14 protein-coding genes are annotated in these 15020 nt (G+C 70.1%); 7 read left to right on the top strand and 7 right to left on the bottom strand.

Going from position 1 to position 15020, the window contains the following annotated elements:
• The first annotated feature begins 49 nt into the window (after positions 1 to 49).
• Both C2865_RS36750 and C2865_RS36745 read left to right on the top strand, forming a co-directional pair.
• Entirely contained in the window at positions 50 to 421 is a 372-nt protein-coding gene (locus C2865_RS36750; RefSeq protein WP_106403344.1) for a hypothetical protein, read from the top strand.
• Positions 418 to 2010 carry a multicopper oxidase family protein gene (locus tag C2865_RS36745; protein WP_198653857.1) on the top strand — a complete coding sequence of 531 codons (1593 nt, stop codon included), beginning with the start codon at positions 418 to 420 and terminating at the stop codon, positions 2008 to 2010. Before C2865_RS36750 ends, C2865_RS36745 begins: the two co-directional genes overlap by 4 nt.
• 65 nt (positions 2011 to 2075) lie before the next feature.
• Here C2865_RS36745 and C2865_RS36740 read toward each other — a convergent pair whose 3' ends face one another.
• The 3 genes from C2865_RS36740 to C2865_RS36730 form a co-directional block, all read right to left on the bottom strand.
• Positions 2076 to 2780: a type 1 glutamine amidotransferase domain-containing protein gene (locus C2865_RS36740; RefSeq protein ID WP_106403342.1), complete on the bottom strand. Its 705-nt coding sequence runs from the start codon at positions 2778 to 2780 to the stop codon at positions 2076 to 2078.
• Between the two features lie 254 nt (positions 2781 to 3034).
• Positions 3035 to 3958, bottom strand: a complete 924-nt coding sequence (locus tag C2865_RS36735) for a LysR family transcriptional regulator (RefSeq protein ID WP_198653856.1) — start codon at positions 3956 to 3958, stop codon at positions 3035 to 3037.
• A gap of 195 nt (positions 3959 to 4153) precedes the next feature.
• Positions 4154 to 4948, bottom strand: coding sequence for an SDR family NAD(P)-dependent oxidoreductase (locus tag C2865_RS36730; RefSeq protein WP_106403339.1), 795 nt, complete (start codon positions 4946 to 4948; stop codon positions 4154 to 4156).
• Between the two features lie 156 nt (positions 4949 to 5104).
• On the opposite strand from C2865_RS36730, the gene C2865_RS36725 reads away from it, so the two are divergent.
• Positions 5105 to 5722, top strand: a complete 618-nt coding sequence (locus C2865_RS36725) for a TetR/AcrR family transcriptional regulator (protein WP_106403337.1) — start codon at positions 5105 to 5107, stop codon at positions 5720 to 5722.
• An 87-nt stretch (positions 5723 to 5809) separates the two neighbouring features.
• Here the strand turns inward: C2865_RS36725 and C2865_RS36720 are convergent, their stop codons facing one another.
• The 3 genes from C2865_RS36720 to C2865_RS36710 all read right to left on the bottom strand — a co-directional run bounded on the left by C2865_RS36720 (position 5810) and on the right by C2865_RS36710 (position 9172).
• Positions 5810 to 6901, bottom strand: coding sequence for a CU044_5270 family protein (locus C2865_RS36720; protein WP_106403335.1), 1092 nt, complete (start codon positions 6899 to 6901; stop codon positions 5810 to 5812).
• A gap of 2 nt (positions 6902 to 6903) precedes the next feature.
• Positions 6904 to 7563, bottom strand: a complete 660-nt coding sequence (locus C2865_RS36715) for an RNA polymerase sigma factor (protein WP_198653855.1) — start codon at positions 7561 to 7563, stop codon at positions 6904 to 6906.
• A 232-nt stretch (positions 7564 to 7795) separates the two neighbouring features.
• Positions 7796 to 9172 carry a uracil-xanthine permease family protein gene (locus C2865_RS36710; protein WP_106403333.1) on the bottom strand — a complete coding sequence of 459 codons (1377 nt, stop codon included), beginning with the start codon at positions 9170 to 9172 and terminating at the stop codon, positions 7796 to 7798.
• A gap of 848 nt (positions 9173 to 10020) precedes the next feature.
• Between C2865_RS36710 and C2865_RS36705 the strand changes: the two genes are divergently transcribed.
• From C2865_RS36705 to C2865_RS36690, 4 genes are all read left to right on the top strand, one after another.
• Positions 10021 to 11241 carry a hypothetical protein gene (locus tag C2865_RS36705; protein WP_106403331.1) on the top strand — a complete coding sequence of 407 codons (1221 nt, stop codon included), beginning with the start codon at positions 10021 to 10023 and terminating at the stop codon, positions 11239 to 11241.
• A gap of 400 nt (positions 11242 to 11641) precedes the next feature.
• The gene (locus C2865_RS36700) at positions 11642 to 12649 is read left to right on the top strand and encodes a sel1 repeat family protein (protein WP_106403329.1); all 1008 of its coding nucleotides are present in this window, start codon (positions 11642 to 11644) and stop codon (positions 12647 to 12649) included.
• A gap of 121 nt (positions 12650 to 12770) precedes the next feature.
• Positions 12771 to 13079 (top strand): hypothetical protein, encoded by a 309-nt coding sequence (locus C2865_RS36695; RefSeq protein WP_106403327.1) that lies wholly within the window; start codon positions 12771 to 12773, stop codon positions 13077 to 13079.
• An 83-nt stretch (positions 13080 to 13162) separates the two neighbouring features.
• On the top strand, positions 13163 to 13765 hold the full coding sequence (locus tag C2865_RS36690; RefSeq protein ID WP_106403402.1) for a GNAT family N-acetyltransferase: 603 nt from the start codon (positions 13163 to 13165) through the stop codon (positions 13763 to 13765).
• Here the strand turns inward: C2865_RS36690 and C2865_RS36685 are convergent.
• A complete protein-coding gene (locus C2865_RS36685) occupies positions 13743 to 14930 on the bottom strand; it encodes a hypothetical protein (protein ID WP_157964064.1) in 1188 nt (395 codons plus the stop codon). The two genes, C2865_RS36690 and C2865_RS36685, sit on opposite strands and share 23 nt — an antisense overlap.
• Positions 14931 to 15020 lie beyond the last annotated feature (90 nt).

Genomic DNA, 15020 nt, shown 5'->3' with positions numbered 1-15020 from the left:
CGGCCGCCCTCACCACCCGCCGCCCCCTGCACGAGAGCGGAGCCCGCTGATGCTCATCGCCCTGCGCGTCACCGCCGTCGTCCACGCCCTCGCCTACGCGCTCCAGCCGGTCCTCGCCGGGATGTTCCTGTCCGGTCGAGACAACGCCATCGGCAGCCACGGCGACAACGCCGCCATCGTCTCCACCATCGCGCTCGTCCTCACCGCCATGGCCGCCGTCGCCCGCCGCAAGCGCCTCGTCGGGCCTCGTGCCGTGCCGCTCATGGCCGCGATCTTCGTCCTGGAGATCGTCCAGCTGACCGCCGGCATGGACCACCGCATGTGGCTCCACGTCCCCCTCGGCGTCGGCCTGTTCGCCGCCGTCATCGCCACGCTGCCGCTGCTCTTCGCCGCCCCGCCCGCCCAGGAGAACCCCGCATGACCGGCCCCACCCGCCGCGACCTGTTCAAGCTCGCCGGCCTCGCCCTGGCCCCCGCCGCGCTCACCGCATGCGCGGGCGGCGGCACGGTCGGGCCCGGCACCCTCACCAGCGCCGCACGACTCCCCCAGCCCTACACGCTGCCCCTGCCGATCCCCGTCCCCGCCAAGCCCGCCCGCTCCGGACCCGACGGCGACCACTACGACATGGCCCTCAGGGAAGGCACCGCCGAGATCCTGCCCGGCTACTCCACGAAGATCTGGGGCTATGACGGCGCCTTCCCCGGCACCTATCTGGAGGCCCGGTCCGGCACTCCGATGATCCTGCGCCAGACCAACCTGCTGCCCGTCCCCATCGCCACCCACCTGCACGGCGGGATCGCCCCGCCGTCACAGGACGGCTTCCCCACCGACCTGCTCTACCCCCGGAGCCTCGCCCGCCTCGCCGACGGCCACGCCTCCCACGGCAGCCACGGCAGCCACGGCGGGCACGGCGGGCACGGCGGGCACGGCGGGCACGGCATGATGCACGATCCGCACGCCCAGGTGAGCACCCACCAGCGCACCTACGCCTTCCCCATGCGGCAGCGCGCCGCCACCCTCTGGTACCACGACCACCGCATGGACTTCACCGGAGCCCAGGTCTGGAAAGGCCTCGTCGGCATGTGCGTCGTCCGCGACGACGAAGACGACGCGCTTCCGCTGCCGCGCGGCGACCGCGAGATCCCCCTGCTCATCTGCGACCGGGCCTTCGACACCGACGGCCAGCTCGCCTACCCCGCCACCGACCCCAGCCTGCTCGGCGCCCCGGGCATGGACGAGTCCATCATGGGCGGCGCCCAGGGCGACGTCATCCTCGTCAACGGCACACCCTGGCCCTACCTGGAAGTCGACGCCGCCCGCTACCGGCTCCGCCTCGTCAACGGCTCGAACGCCCGCAGATACGAACTCCGCCTCGACGGCCCGGCCGTCAGCGAGTTCACGCAGATCGGAGGGGACGGGGGCCTTCTGGCAGCGCCCGTCCGCCACACCACCCTGCGCATGTCACCGGCCGAACGCTTCGACGTCGTCGTCGACTTCTCCCGCTACCCCGTCGGCTCCACCGCCACCCTCGTCAACCTCGCCGACACCGGCGGGGCCGGACAGATCATGCGTTTCCACATCACCCGCAAAGCGGCCGACGACACGAAAATCCCCGATCGGCTGTCCGACATCCCCGCGCTCACCCCCGACGGCGCCCACCGGCAACTCGTCTTCTCCCGCAACGGCTCCCAATGGCAGATCAACGGCAAGCCCTTCAACCCGGCCGTCCCCCACCTGCGCCCCGCCTTCGGCGTCACCGAACGCTGGACCGTCCTCAGCGTCGAACGACACCCCTTCCACCTGCACGGAGCGTTCTTCCAGGTACTCGGCCGCGGCTCAGCCGGCCCAGGCCCCTACGACGCCGGATGGAAGGACACCGTCGAGCTCCCTCCAGGCGCCGAAATCCACCTCGCCGTCCGCTTCGACGCCTACCGCGGCCGGTACCTCGCCCACTGCCACAACCTCGAACACGAGGACATGGCCATGATGGCCACCCTCCAGGTCGGCTGACTCCGCACGACGGACACCAGCCGTCCCGAAGGTTCCGGACGTATGGATGGTCCTTCGCGTGGGTGTCAGCCCTCCAGGAGGCCCTTGAGAACGGCGCGGGCTGTGGAGACGCTGGACTGGGGGTTCTGTCCGGTGACGAGGTTGCCGTCGCGCACGACGGTGTCGCTCCAGGCCGCGCCGGTCTGGAGCACGGCTCCCCTCTCGCGCAGCAGGCTCTCCACGAAGTAGGGCGAGTCGTCGCCGAGTCCGCCCTGACGTTCTTCCTCGTCGGTGAAAGACGTCACCGTGCGGCCGGCGAAGGTGAAGGCCCCATCCTGACCGGTGGCGCTCAGCAGCGCCGCGACCCCGTGGCACAGCGCCGCCACGGTCTTGCCCTCGGCCTGCGCGGCGTTCAGCAGTCGGCCGAGATCGGCATCACCGACGAGGTCGGCCATCGGTCCGTGCCCGCCGGGCAGGTAGATCGCGTCGTAGTCGTCGCCGTTCAGCTGCGCCAGGGGCAGCGGGTGCGCGAGCCCGTCGGCGAGGCCGTCGAGGTAGGCGCGAAACGTCTGCGCGTCCTCGGAGGAGACCCCGCCGCGCTCGTCCAGGCTGAGTGCGTCGACGGTCGGCCGGACGCCGCCCGGCGTCGCGAGGACCACCTCGACCCCGGCCTCGGTGAAGACCCGGTGGGAGGCGGCGACCTCTTCGGCCCAATACCCGGTCGGGTGGACGGAACCGTCGGCCAGCGTCAGGCTGTCCGCGCCCGAGATGACCATCAAGACCTTCGACATGAGTGCTCTCCTCACAAGGGAAACTGCGGCGCCTGGCGCCCGGGTCGCGCGGCAGTCCTGCCGCGCTGCCCGTGACAACTTCCGGAGCTATGAGAAAAGTTCGCCACCATCCCGACCCGCCATAATTTTCCTTATGGCCAGGCGGTGGACACGCGGGACAGACCGGTGCGGGACGGCAGGAGAGGAAGGGCTGGGGACGATCGGCGTGGTGTACCGCCTGCACGTCGGCATCGGGAAAGCCAGCGGTGAAACCGTTACAGGCTGCCCCAGTCGCGCGCCGCCTGCTGGAGGTGGTCACGCAGAACGGTGACGGCACGGTTCGCCGGGGCGCCACGCCGTACGGCCAGGTAGAGGGTGTTCAGCGGCGCCGCTTCCGGCCGGTGCAGCTCGACCGCCGAGCCGGAGCGAAGCGAGGGCGCCGCAACGTAGCGGGGAAGGACCGAGATCCCGGCGCCCGCCACGACCGCCTCCAGGATCGCCCGGAGGTCGGCCACGACCATCATCACCCGATTCGGGGGCCGCCGACCGAATTCGCTGCGCCAGTAACGGCGCACGATCGACAGTTGTGCGTCGTAGGCGACCAGCGGCAGGTGCGCCAGCGCGGCCACCGGTTCGGCCGCGAGCCGTCCGGAGTCGATGGTGTGGGCCAGCGAGGGAGGGGCGATGAGGACGAACTCCTCGTCGATGAACGGCTCCGCCAGTACAGCGGCTTGCGTGGGGCGGACCGCCGAGACGACCAGGTCCAGCCGGTCCTCGGCCAGCGCGGACAGCAGGTCCCCGGCCAGACCGTGGGTGGCGTGCACGCGCACGCCCCTCCTGGCCAGGTCGGCCAGCACCGGGGCGAGGCGCAGGGCCGTGAGCTCGGCCGCGGCGCCGACCCGCACCGTGCCTCCCAGCGCAGGCCCGTCCGCGGAAAGGGCCGCCCGCAGCCCGTCGACGTGCGCCCCGACGTGGGAGGCCAGGACCACCGCGCGCTGCGTCGGCGTCACCCCTTGGGGCGTGCGCACGAACAGCGGCTCGCCGATCTGCTCCTCCAGGCGTGCGATCTGCCCGCTCACCGCGGGCTGCGTCACCTTCAGCCTCTGCGCCGCGGCCGACAGCGACCCGGCCCGGTAGATCTCCAGGAAGGTCACCAGGAGATCGAGGCTCGGCACCCCGCCACGTCTGTCATGCGCCACCGGCACAGCAAAGCATGCCCGGCACCCGCGTCGCACCCGGCGGACCGGGCCCCGGCCCCGTAAGGATCGGCATCGGGGCGGGTGGACGAGCCGGCACTTTTGCGAGGGGGGCCGAAGGCGTGCGGCCGACCGAGCCGGACCGCACGCCTTCCCGAGAGGGTCCGCTCTCCGAGATGGCCTCCGAAAACTACAGCGTCACGGAGTCAGGGTGTTGAGCGTGCCTCCCTCGACCTTGAGCGCCGCGCCGGTGGTGGCCGAAGCCAGGTCGGAGCTGGTGAACAGGATGAGATCGGCGACCTCGGACGGCCGGATGAGCCGCTGGATCAGCGAGGTGGGGCGGAAGCGGGCGATGAACTCTCGCTGTGCCGCGTCGAAGGACTCCGCCTCGGGGATGAGAGCGGTCACGTACTCCTCGATGCCCTCGGTGTGCGTCGGGCCGGGCAGGACGGAGTTGACCGTGACGCCGGTGCCGGCCGCGGCCTTGGCCAGGCCGCTGGCCACTGCCAGCAGGGCGGTCTTGGTGACCCCGTAGTGGACCATGTCCAGGGGCGTGTCGATCGCCGTCTCGCTGGAGACGAACACGACCCGGCCGAAGCCGCGCTCCATCATGCCGGGCAGGTACTGGCGGGCCAGCCGCACCCCGCTCAGCACGTTGACCTCGAAGAAGCGGCGCCACTCCTCGTCCTCGATCTCCAGGACCGGCGCGGAGGCGAAGACACCGGTGTTGTTGACCAGGACGTCCACCTCCGGCACCGCCTCCAGCAGCGCCTGCGCGCCCTCGGCGGTGGAGACGTCCGCGGCGACGGTCACGACGTCGGCTCCGGGCACCCGCTCCCGGATGCCCTCGGCCGCCGCCTTGAGCCGTGTCTCGTCACGGCCGTTGAGGACCGTGCGCGCCCCGGCGCGGGCGAACCCCTCGGCCGTGGCCAGGCCGATGCCCAGGGTCGAGCCGGTGACCAGGGCGGTACGCCCGGTGAAATCGATCTGCATGATCATCCTTGATGCCTGGAAGGGCGTCCGCCTGATGTGACGGAACGTTCTCGCACATGTTGTGACGGAACGTTCTCTCTGTCAAATTTGCAGAAGAGAACGTTCCGTCACATAATGGGGAGGGCGGGAAGTGACCGCGCAAGGAGGGGAGGCGCCGTGGCCAGGCGCTCGGCCGAGGAGACCCGACGGCACATCCTGGACGTCGCGGGAGACCTGTTCTACTCCCGGGGCGTACGCGCCGTCGGCATGGACCTGGTCATCAACACCGCCCAGGTGGCCAACGCCACGCTCTACCGCCAGTTCTCCACCAAGGACGAACTGGTCGCCGCCTACCTGGTGGACCGCAACACGGCATGGTGGGAACGCCTGAACCAGGCGACGTCGGCGCTTCCCGGTGCCCGCGAGCGCATCCTCGCCCTGTTCGACATGACCGTCACCGCCATGGGCCAGCCGGGCTATCGCGGCTGCGCGACGCTCAACGTCACCAACGAGTTCCCCGACGAGACCCACCCCGCCCACCGAGCGGCGTCGGCCCACAAGCGGGAAGTGCTCCACTGGCTGCGCGAACAGGCCGGCCAGGCCGGGTCCGCGGATCCCGACGCCCTGGCCGACCAGCTGTTGATCATTCTGGACGGCGCGCAGGTCCTCGCGGCGGCCATGGGCCCGGAAGGCCCCTCCCGCCGGATGATGCTGCTCGTCGAAAGCCTGCTGCCCGGCAACGGGAACGCGAGCCCCGAAACGGATGCGGCACGCCTCGAAGCACACACGCGCTGAGGGCAGCCACCCCTGTGCGTCCGGTGACGTCAAGGCAGGCCCGCCAGGCTCCTCGACGTCACCGGCCGTTCGGTCGACGCTCAACGGCTACGCGCCGGAGGAGGGGACTTCCTTGAGCTCGTCGACGGCCTGGCGGAGGGTGACGGCCTCGGTGTGGAGGACGGTGCCGGGCTCGATGAGGCCGGAGTCGCCTCCGTTGGGGCGGACCTGGATGGTGCGCTCGCCGAGGTAGGTGTAGGTCTCGGCGTCGAAGATCCATTCTGTGCGGGCGCCGGAGGTCTCGTCCAGGCGGGCGACGGCCACGCCGTGGCGGCCGGCGGCGTCGACGGCGTCCTTGACCTTGACGACTCCGGGGATCTCAGCGGCCGCTGAGTACAGAGCGGTGTACAGCTCGGCGGGCGGCAGGGATTCGTTCAGCAGGTCGCCGATGGTGGTGAAGGCCTGCTGGTCGCGGTTGTTCCCCATGCCCTCGGTCTCCCTGTAGATCTTCGCCAGGAGGGCGTCGGGGTCGGTCGGCAGGGTGGCGAGGTAGTCGTAGGTGGGCGCGTTGAGGTAGGCCGGTTCGCTCTCGCCCTTTTCGTTGGTCCGGTCGAGCCTCTCACCGCCGGGCGGGGAGACCGCCGGGTCGATCAGCCATCCCTCGGCGCCGTCGGGGGAGCTCCACACCTGGCGACGGTGGATCCCATCGCTGACCAGGGTGGTCTTGTCGTCGACCGTCTTCTCGTAGGTGGTGCCGACCTTGCTCTCGATGTACACGTACTGGTCCGCGCCGACGTGCACGCGGGGGCTCTTGGCCGAGGCGAGGGAGATCCGCTCCAGGAGCTGCGGAACGCCCGCGGGGGTGCTCGCACCGACCGGAGCGGTGAGCGCCGGTCCGGCGGCCGCCTCCTTGACGGTGTCGCCTCCGGTGACGGCGAGGAAGCCCGCGGCTGCAAGGGCCAGCGAGCACACGGCGGCGGGCAGGATGATCAGGGCGCGCGGAAGCCTGCGGCGCCCCGGCGGCGCGGCCGGAGAGGCGGCGGTCTGGGTGTCCTGCTGGATGCGGGTCATGAGTGCGTCCTTGTGGAAGGCATGGCGGCCTGCGGGAAGGTCGGCTTCCTCGACGGCGAGCAGGTGCTCGCCCTCGGGCCATTCATCAGGCGTGAGGCTGTGGTCGCTGAGCGGACGGGGCTGACGCATGTTCACCGGATTCCTTCCTGTGCGGGCCGGGCCGCGGTCGCGCGGTCCCCTCTTACCTGCTGGTTCGCCGGTCGGGGTTCCCGAAATGAGGCGGGAGTTTCTGCGTCGGCGAGTTTTGCCAGCTTCTTGCGGGCGCGGGAGAGCCGGGAGCGCACCGTGCCCACCGGGATCTCGAGGACCTGTGCGGCCGCCGCGTAGTCCAGGCCCTGCCACAGGCACAGGCTGAGCACTTCCCGTTCGGTGCGGCGCAGTCCTGCGAGCGCTCTCACGGTGGCGGCCAGGCGATGGCGGTCGTCCAGGCGGCCGACGACCTCATCGGCGTGATCGGTCACCGTCGCCTCTCCCCTGGCGCTCGCAGCGCGGGCGGCCGCCTTGTAGCGCCGGTTGCTGCGCGACTGGGCGCGTACGAGGTTGGTGGCGATGCCCAGCAGCCACGGGCGTACGCTCCCGCCTTCCGCCTCCAGGCGCCCTCGGCTTCGCCACGCTTCCAGAAAAGTCGCCGCAACGATGTCCTCTGCGGCCGACCAGTCGGCGGTCAGCCGGTAGGCATGGTTGTAGATGGTTTTCGCGTACTGGTCGAAGAGCTCCGCGAAGGCCTGCGGATCCCCCGCTCGAATACGCGCACGCAAGGTTGTCGTCACCTCAGTCAGCTGTCGATCCATGGACCGGGGTTCCCGAGACGTGCGTCACACCGTGCAACAGGCCGGTTGTCTCGGCGGCGTCACGCATACCGCTCCAAGGCGGCGTTCCCTCCCCCGCGTGTGTGAGTCGAGGGAGGGAGTCGCGTCCGCAAAGCGTCAGATCGCAGGCCGCCAGGCGCCCGGTGCACCGGGAGCCTCCGTTGGGGCGGCAGGAGTCTCGTCCGGCACTGGAGGACTCGGTGCCGGTATCCGTCTACTTCAGCTTGTCGTCGTACTCCGTCAGCCCGGCGTCGAGGAGCGGGGGCTGGTGGGTGCCGGCGGCCTTGGAGAGCCAGTGGAGGCAGTGGTAGCCGGTGAGCACCAGGAGGGTGCCGAGGGCGATGCCGTTGAGCTCGAAGTCGTCGGTGATCTTCAGGCTCACGCCGCCGATGCCGACGATGACGCCGGCGGCGGCCGGGATCAGGTTGATCGGGCGGCCGAAGTCGACATCGTTGCGGATCCAGATCTGGGCGCCGAGCAGGCCGATCATGCCGTAGAGGATGACGGTGATGCCGCCGAGGACACCGCCCGGGATCGCGACGACGAACGCGCCGACCTTCGGGCAGAGTCCGAAGAGCAGGGCGAAGAACGCGGCGCACATGTAGGCGGCGGTCGAGTAGACGCGGGTGGCGGCCATGACGCCGATGTTCTCGGCGTACGTGGTGGTGGCCGGGCCGCCGACCGCCGTCGAGACCATGGTGGCCGCGCCGTCCGCCGCGATGGCGACGCCCAGCTCGTCGTCCAGCGGGTCGCCGGTCATCTCGCCGACCGCCTTGATGTGCCCGGTGTTCTCGGCGACCAGGGCGATCAGGACCGGAAGGGCCACGATGATCGCCGACGCGTTGAACGAGGGGGCGTGCATGTCGGGAAGGCCGATCCAGGCGGCCTCCCTGACCGAGGTCAGGTCCAGGCGCCAGTGGTCGACGACGGCGCCGCTGCCGTCGGCGGAGTGGATCTTCCCCGTGGTGATGTCGAGGATCCAGGAGAGCGCGTAGCCGAAGACCAGGCCGAGGAAGATGGCGATGCGGGACCAGAAGCCGCGCAGGACGACCAGTGCCAGGCCGGTGAACAACATCGTGGCGAGCGCGGTCCACTGGTCCTGCGGCCAGTAGGTGCCCGCGGCCACCGGGGCGAGGTTGAAGCCGATCAGCATGACGACGGCGCCCGTGACCACCGGCGGGAGCACGGCGTGGATGAGCCTGGCGCCCATGAGCTTCACCACGACGCCGACGACGGCGAGGGCGAGGCCCACGACGAACAGCGCACCGGTCACCTCCGCCGGCCCGCCGCCCTGGCTGCCGATGACCGCCGCGACGCCGACGAAGGACAGCGACGAGCCCAGGTAGCTGGGCACCCGGCCACGTGTGATCACCAGGAACAGCAGGGTCGCGACGCCCGAGGCCATGAGGCCGAGGCTCGGATCCAGGCCCATCAGCACGGGGGCGACGAAACAGGCGCCGATCATCGAGACGACGTGCTGGGCGCCGAGCCCCATCGTCCGCACCCAGGTGAGCCGTTCGTCCGGCCGGACGACCTCGCCCGGCTCCAGATGCCGCCCGTCTCCGTGCAGCTTCCACCCAAAACCTGACATATCACACTCTCTATGAGGGAGATTCCCAACCGGGGGCGCAGAACGCCGGACCCCTGACGGCAAGGGTCGGCCGCCCCGCCCGACCGGCCGGACGGGACACACCGATGGTCGAGGAACCCGGACCTCCGGCAGAAGCGGTCTTGCCGGGACCGGCTTCGCGGCCGGAGACCCGTGCGCCCGCCGGTGCCGCCCGTACGGCACAGGGCGGAAGCGTAGCCCACCCGCCGCCACCACCACGGACGCGCTTCGCGCGGACACCTCGGTCGAGGCGCGTCCCCCGATCCTGCGCGGGGCGTGACGTGAAGAATCCGAGGGCCCGGCCGCCGACCGATCGATCGATCGAGGCGACCGTGCCCCTCATGGCGATCTCGCGCCACTCGAAACGCAGGGCCGCCGCCGGGCGTCCGGGCGCTTCGACTCGGTCGAAGCGGCGAAAAACCCGGCCGGTGGAGAGCTCGCCCGAAGGCGAAAAAGACCGGCGGCTCTCCACCGCGGAAAACGCCGTTCCAGGTGACAGAAATCCTTCTTCAGGCCACGGGTTCGAAACCGTTCGGCATCGTTCGACGCGGTTCGATGCCGTGCGTTCGCGCTGCTCGTGACGGATTTTCGAACCGTCCCGAACCCGGTCGAACTGCGCCGGACTTTTCCGGACGACCCCTGACAGGCAGCGCCTTCTTTCCAGATCATCACCGGTGCGACAATGAGGAACCCGTTCCGGCCGGTCCCTCCGGACCCCCTTGGAAAGCCCGTTTGATATGACTGATGAGTCACCCATGAATCCGCTGGAGTCGTTCGCGGCCGAATTGCGCGATTTTCGGGTGGTATGTGGTCGTCCGAGCACCCAGGCGTTGAACCTGATCATCAGGGACGTGCTGCCGGGCAGGCACCGCGACGCCCGGTACCGGTGGACGGCGCTGCCCAAGTCGAGCGTGTCGGAGATGCTCAACTGCAAGCGGAAGAAGACTCCGCCGCTGGACCGGCTGCGGACCTTCGTGCTGGCCTGCGAGTGGTACGCATGGCGCAACGGCGTACTGCAGCAGTACGCGACCACCGAACTGCGCAGCGGCCCCCCGGTCCTGGACCAGGTGATGGACTACTGGTTGCGGCGCAGGACCGAGGTCGACCGCGCGCTGCAGGCGCGGAAGAAGAACGGCGCCCATGACACCGGCGCTGCTCCCGCGACACGGATTCCCCCGGGCCCCGCCCCGGCGATTACGGGCGACGGGGCGGGTTCGTCTCCGGACCCCGCGCGGCCGAAGCCGTACCATCTGGAGCCGAAGCCTCCCCCGGCTCAGACGATGTCCCCCGAGTCGGTGTTCGCGCTGATCCCGGATGTGGTGCCCTCGCCCGGGTCGGGCGGCCCCGTTCTTCCCACCCTGGAGGAACTGGCCAAGATCGCCCGGCAGGACGCCGACCTGAAACTCGACAGCCCCGGGCCCGCCGCGATCAGGCTCACCACGGCCAGGACCACGGTCCCGCGGCCCGCGATCGGGGCGGGGTGGTCCACCTCCCAGGCGCGCATGTACGGCATCTTCGGCCTGGCCGGAGTGGAGCTGTACAACCGCGCGGAGAACGACGACTTCGACGCGGCCTACCGGCTGGGCGTGCTGCTGTGCACCGACGGCCGGCTGGCGGAAGCCGAGTACTACCTGGACAAGGCGTCCCAGAACCGCAACGGGGACGCCACGTCCCTGCTGAAGACCGCTCCCCACAAACGGCGACACCAGGCCATGACCTATGCCCGCGTCCTGGGTCAGGAGGCCGCTTCCGAGGCCGACCTCCCCAACGCCATCATGTACCTGACCGCCGCCGCGCGTTGCGACGACAGCCTTGCCGCCCTGCAGCTGGCCACCCTCCTGCGCCCCGGCCAGTCCGACAAGGCCGACCACTGGCTCCACGAGGCCACCGACGCCCACAACATCCGCGCCATCGCCCCCTTCGCCGCCTCCGGAAGACGCAGGGCGGCCCCCGAGGAGAACGACCAGGCCTGTACCGCCACCCAGCCCATCGACATGTGTCAGCTCATGCGGGCCCAGGACGGAATCGACGGCATGCAGGACGCCGGATAGCAGCCCGCGGCAAGGAGACCTCCGCGGCGGTCGCCGGTGCCGGCCGTTCCTTTTTATCTATAAATCCTACGGGTCCAGTGTGGGATATTTCACTTCAGGCGTTTTACAGCAGCCTGTCTGATTCAACCGCCTGGCTCCTGGTGCACGGAACGGTACGGAACAGCACCTCAACTGCCTATACGTCCATAGATCCCTAGATGAGTGCGATCATGTACTACGTGGTGTTGGGGCAACGTTGCCGCAGTTACGGGTATTTCTTGGGATTTGTATGAGTAGGCGTTCACATTTCGATCCGGTAAGGCTGCACGCTCTTATCACGGACCTCAATCAGTTGCGCATTGATTGCAATAACCCCTCGTACGGGGATCTGGAGCGCATCTCCCGGGAAATCCGTTCGGAGGTGGAAAGGAAGCAGGGCAAGGAGGCGGCCAAGGCCATCCGGGGCCTTCCCAAGGGGACCCTGCAGCCGGTGCTGACCCACCAGCGCCGGGTGCCCCCGAAATGGGACCTGGTGTCGAGCTTCGTGCGGGCGTGCCGGAGGTACTGCCTCCAGTCCCCCGATGCGCAGCTCACGGGACTCGGTGAGCGCACGATCGCCGAGTGGGCTCAGTTGTGGAAGGAGGTCTTCCGGGTCACCGAGGAGACCTTGGAGGGCACCGCGGAGCCTTGGGGTGAGGTCGGTGAAGACGTCTCGGCCTTCGAGGAGACCATGGTGCTCTCGGCACCGGACTCCGAGGAGACCTCTCCGCCGGAGCCCTCCGGCCCGTCCTGGGAGGGAGGGCTGTCGCTCTCCGAGGAGCGGTTCTCGATGCTGTACGGGGAACCGGGCCTCAGACTGTTCCGCAAGGCGGAGGGAGGCGACGGGGAGGAGTGCCGACGGCTGGGCGTCCTGCTGATCGTGGACGAGTACCTGGTGGAAGGCAGGGAGTGGGTCCGCAAGGCCCGGCTCCTGGGAGACGAACACGCACGCGTTCTCCTCGAGCAGGAGGATCTGCACGGAGCCGCCGTCGAGCTGGCGGTCAGGCTGGGGAGGGCGGAGTGCGGCCTGGCCATCACCGCGGCGGAGGAGTTCAAGCCGCTGAGCGCCCGCCATCACGGGGAACGGGCCGAGCTGTATCTGCAGCCTGCCGCGTACCGCGGGAGGGCTGACGCCGCATGGTTGATGGCCCACAACGCGCTGGGACGCGACGACTACCACAGCGCCCACTGGTGGTTCCTGAAAGCGATGCACCTGGACTACGGCGGAGACGGCAGGCTCGCCGAGGAATGGGTGCACAGAACCCACCAGGTCCTGCTCAGCAACGCTCCGGCCGACCCTCAGAACACTTCGCGGCCTCTTCTGCCCTCCCTGGAAGAACTGTGCGAAAAGGCATCAAAAGACATATACAACATTGAAGACGACGTCTAGGCATTCGGGATCGTTCGGAGTCCGGCGTAAGCGCAGATCGGCGCGGCTCCATAGGTCATCGTTGCAGTCTGCTCCCCGCGGGCAGACCGAACCGACTCCCCCCACCTCTGGAAACCGCGCCATGAAGAACCTTCGTTTCCTGACCGTCTGCGCAGTCGCCCTCGGGCTGGTGTCCCTGACGGTACTGCTGCTGCGATCCCCCCATCTGGCCCCCATCATCGGAGCGCTGGGAGCCATCACCGGAGCCGTGGCGGCCGTAGTGGCCGTGCTGCTCTCCCTGCGCTCCCAGCCGCAGACCGACACCCGGTCGGCCGGCGACCGGGAGGCCCCGCCCACGGCGACTCTCGCGCACACCGGCGAGCCCGGCGACCACGGCGAGGAGGGTGATGTACGTGAGGCAGGCGGCGGCCCCGGCGAAGGACCCCGGTAGCAGCCGCGCGGGGAGGCCGGCAGGGATTCCTCTCCGCGTGGCACGTCCGGGAATTCCGCCGCCCCCAAGATCGTTTGATCGGCATGCCACAGCGACAGAACGCCGGTTCCGTGCGTCCCATCACCGACGCCGACGTCCCCCTCGCCGTCGACACCCTCACCCGGGCCTTCGCCGACTACCCCTACATGCGGCACGTGATCGCCGAAGACGACCATGAGGGCCGGATCCGGCGCTTCCAGGAGGTGTGCCTGACCCGCATCGCCATGGTGTACGGCCGTGTGTGGGTCGCCGACGCGGGCCTCGCCGTCGCCGCCTGGGCCACTCCCGACCAGGACCCCTCACCCGCCTTCGCCGAGATCGGACCGCTGCTCGGCGACCTCGCCGGTGATCGGGCGTTCGCCTACGAGTCCGCGGACCAGGCCGTCGCCCCTCACCGGCCGAAGGAACCCGCCTGGTTCCTCAACACGGTGGCTGTCGCCCCCGAAGCCCAGGGGCGGGGTCTCGGCAGCGCGGTGCTCGCCCCCGGCATCGAGGCGGCGGCCCGCGCCGGGCACCCGGCGTTCCTCGAGACCTCCGGCGAACGGAACGTGGCCTTCTACGAGCGCCTGGGCTTCAAGGTCGTGGCCGACGTCCGGCTCCCCCACGACGGTCCCCGCACATGGTCTATGCGCAGGGATCCTCATTAGGACCCCGCGACACGAGCGCCGCCATCGCGGCGAGCGGCAGTGAGGCGTTGGCGGCCGCCGCTTCCGCCGTCCGCCAGTCGTCGTCGGTGAGCAGTTCGGTCATCGCGGAGATCGGCAGGGCCGGATGGCCGGCGGCGATGGGTCTTGCCTGTCGGTCGGACAGACACGCGAGCAGCGCCGCGCCGGTGGCGTTCGGATGGCGGGCGATCTCGCGGAAGGACTTCCGCACCGGCGGCCGGTGGCGGGCCAGGTCCTCCAGCAACTCCGGTGTGGCATCGGGATTCGTCGCCACTTTGGCAATGACCTGCGCTCCGTGCCGGTCGACCATGGACCGCAGCCCGGCTTCGGACAGACCCGGATGCGGGGCGATGGACTTGGCCACCTTCGCGTCGGCGTCGGCGGCGAGCGCGTCACGTACTTCGGGCGGCAGATCCCGCCGTCGGGCCACGAGCATGCGCAGGAGCGGCTCCGGCGACTCGGCGAGTTCCCGGACCTCGGTGGGAGAGGCGGCGACGATCCGCGGCAGGAGCGGTGAACCGAGCCTGGTGCCGCGCGCCAGCTCGGCGAGTACGTCAAGCGGCACGTCGGGATGGTGGGCGAGCGCGCGCCGCACGTCACGGTCCTGGTCCGCGGCCAGAGTGAGGAGCAAGGCGACGTCGACCGCCGGGTTCGCGGCGAGTTCGGATCGTACGCCGGGAATCGGATCATCGGCGAGGCGCTGGTACGCCCACGGCGGCAGATCCTCACGGGCGGCGAGTTGCCGACGCAGCGGCATGGACGGATGGCTGACGAACCCGACAGCGGTTTCGGCGGGCAGGGCCGGGTTGCGCAGCGCCCTCAGGCGCATCTCGTGAACAGTGGACTCGTGGGAGCCGTCGCAGGCGGCACCAGGCAGAAGATCACAGCCGATTCGCGAACAGTGCGGATCGTGGACGAACGGGATCTTCTCTCGGTCGCAGACCCGGCACCGCCGTGCCGGAGGGAGGCCCTCCCCGGAGACCAGCGCCGCCAGTACGGCCGGGGGCGTCGCCTCGTTGGCCGCCACCGCGCTTCGCACATCGGCGTGCGGATGCCCTGCGAGCCGGGCCGCCGTATCCGGAGTCGCCCACAACGCGAGCTCCTCGACGACTCGGACGTCGGGGTCCGCGGCGAGTGTCTCCGCCACGTCCTCGGGAAGGCCGTGGCAGGCGGCCAGCTTCTCCCTGCGTTCGACGGAGGGGTCCTTCGCGAGGATCCGCCCCCACTCCGGCCGTCA

This window comes from Actinocorallia populi (assembly GCF_002995495.1).
Taxonomy (GTDB): Bacteria; Actinomycetota; Actinomycetes; order Streptosporangiales; family Streptosporangiaceae; genus Actinocorallia; species Actinocorallia populi.
This window is presented reverse-complemented; position numbering and strand designations above follow the sequence as displayed.

Excerpts from the sequence above, each read along its gene's own strand:
- C2865_RS36750 (WP_106403344.1), top strand. The coding sequence starts at position 50 with ATGCTCATCGCCCTGCGCGTCACCGCCGTCGTCCACGCCCTCGCCTAC.
- C2865_RS36745 (WP_198653857.1), top strand. The coding sequence starts at position 418 with ATGACCGGCCCCACCCGCCGCGACCTGTTCAAGCTCGCCGGCCTCGCC.
- C2865_RS36740 (WP_106403342.1), bottom strand. The coding sequence starts at position 2,780 with ATGTCGAAGGTCTTGATGGTCATCTCGGGCGCGGACAGCCTGACGCTG.
- C2865_RS36730 (WP_106403339.1), bottom strand. The coding sequence starts at position 4,948 with ATGCAGATCGATTTCACCGGGCGTACCGCCCTGGTCACCGGCTCGACC.
- C2865_RS36720 (WP_106403335.1), bottom strand. The coding sequence starts at position 6,901 with ATGCGTCAGCCCCGTCCGCTCAGCGACCACAGCCTCACGCCTGATGAA.
- C2865_RS36715 (WP_198653855.1), bottom strand. The coding sequence starts at position 7,563 with ATGGATCGACAGCTGACTGAGGTGACGACAACCTTGCGTGCGCGTATT.
- C2865_RS36710 (WP_106403333.1), bottom strand. The coding sequence starts at position 9,172 with ATGTCAGGTTTTGGGTGGAAGCTGCACGGAGACGGGCGGCATCTGGAG.
- C2865_RS36695 (WP_106403327.1), top strand. The coding sequence starts at position 12,771 with ATGAAGAACCTTCGTTTCCTGACCGTCTGCGCAGTCGCCCTCGGGCTG.
- C2865_RS36690 (WP_106403402.1), top strand. The coding sequence starts at position 13,163 with ATGCCACAGCGACAGAACGCCGGTTCCGTGCGTCCCATCACCGACGCC.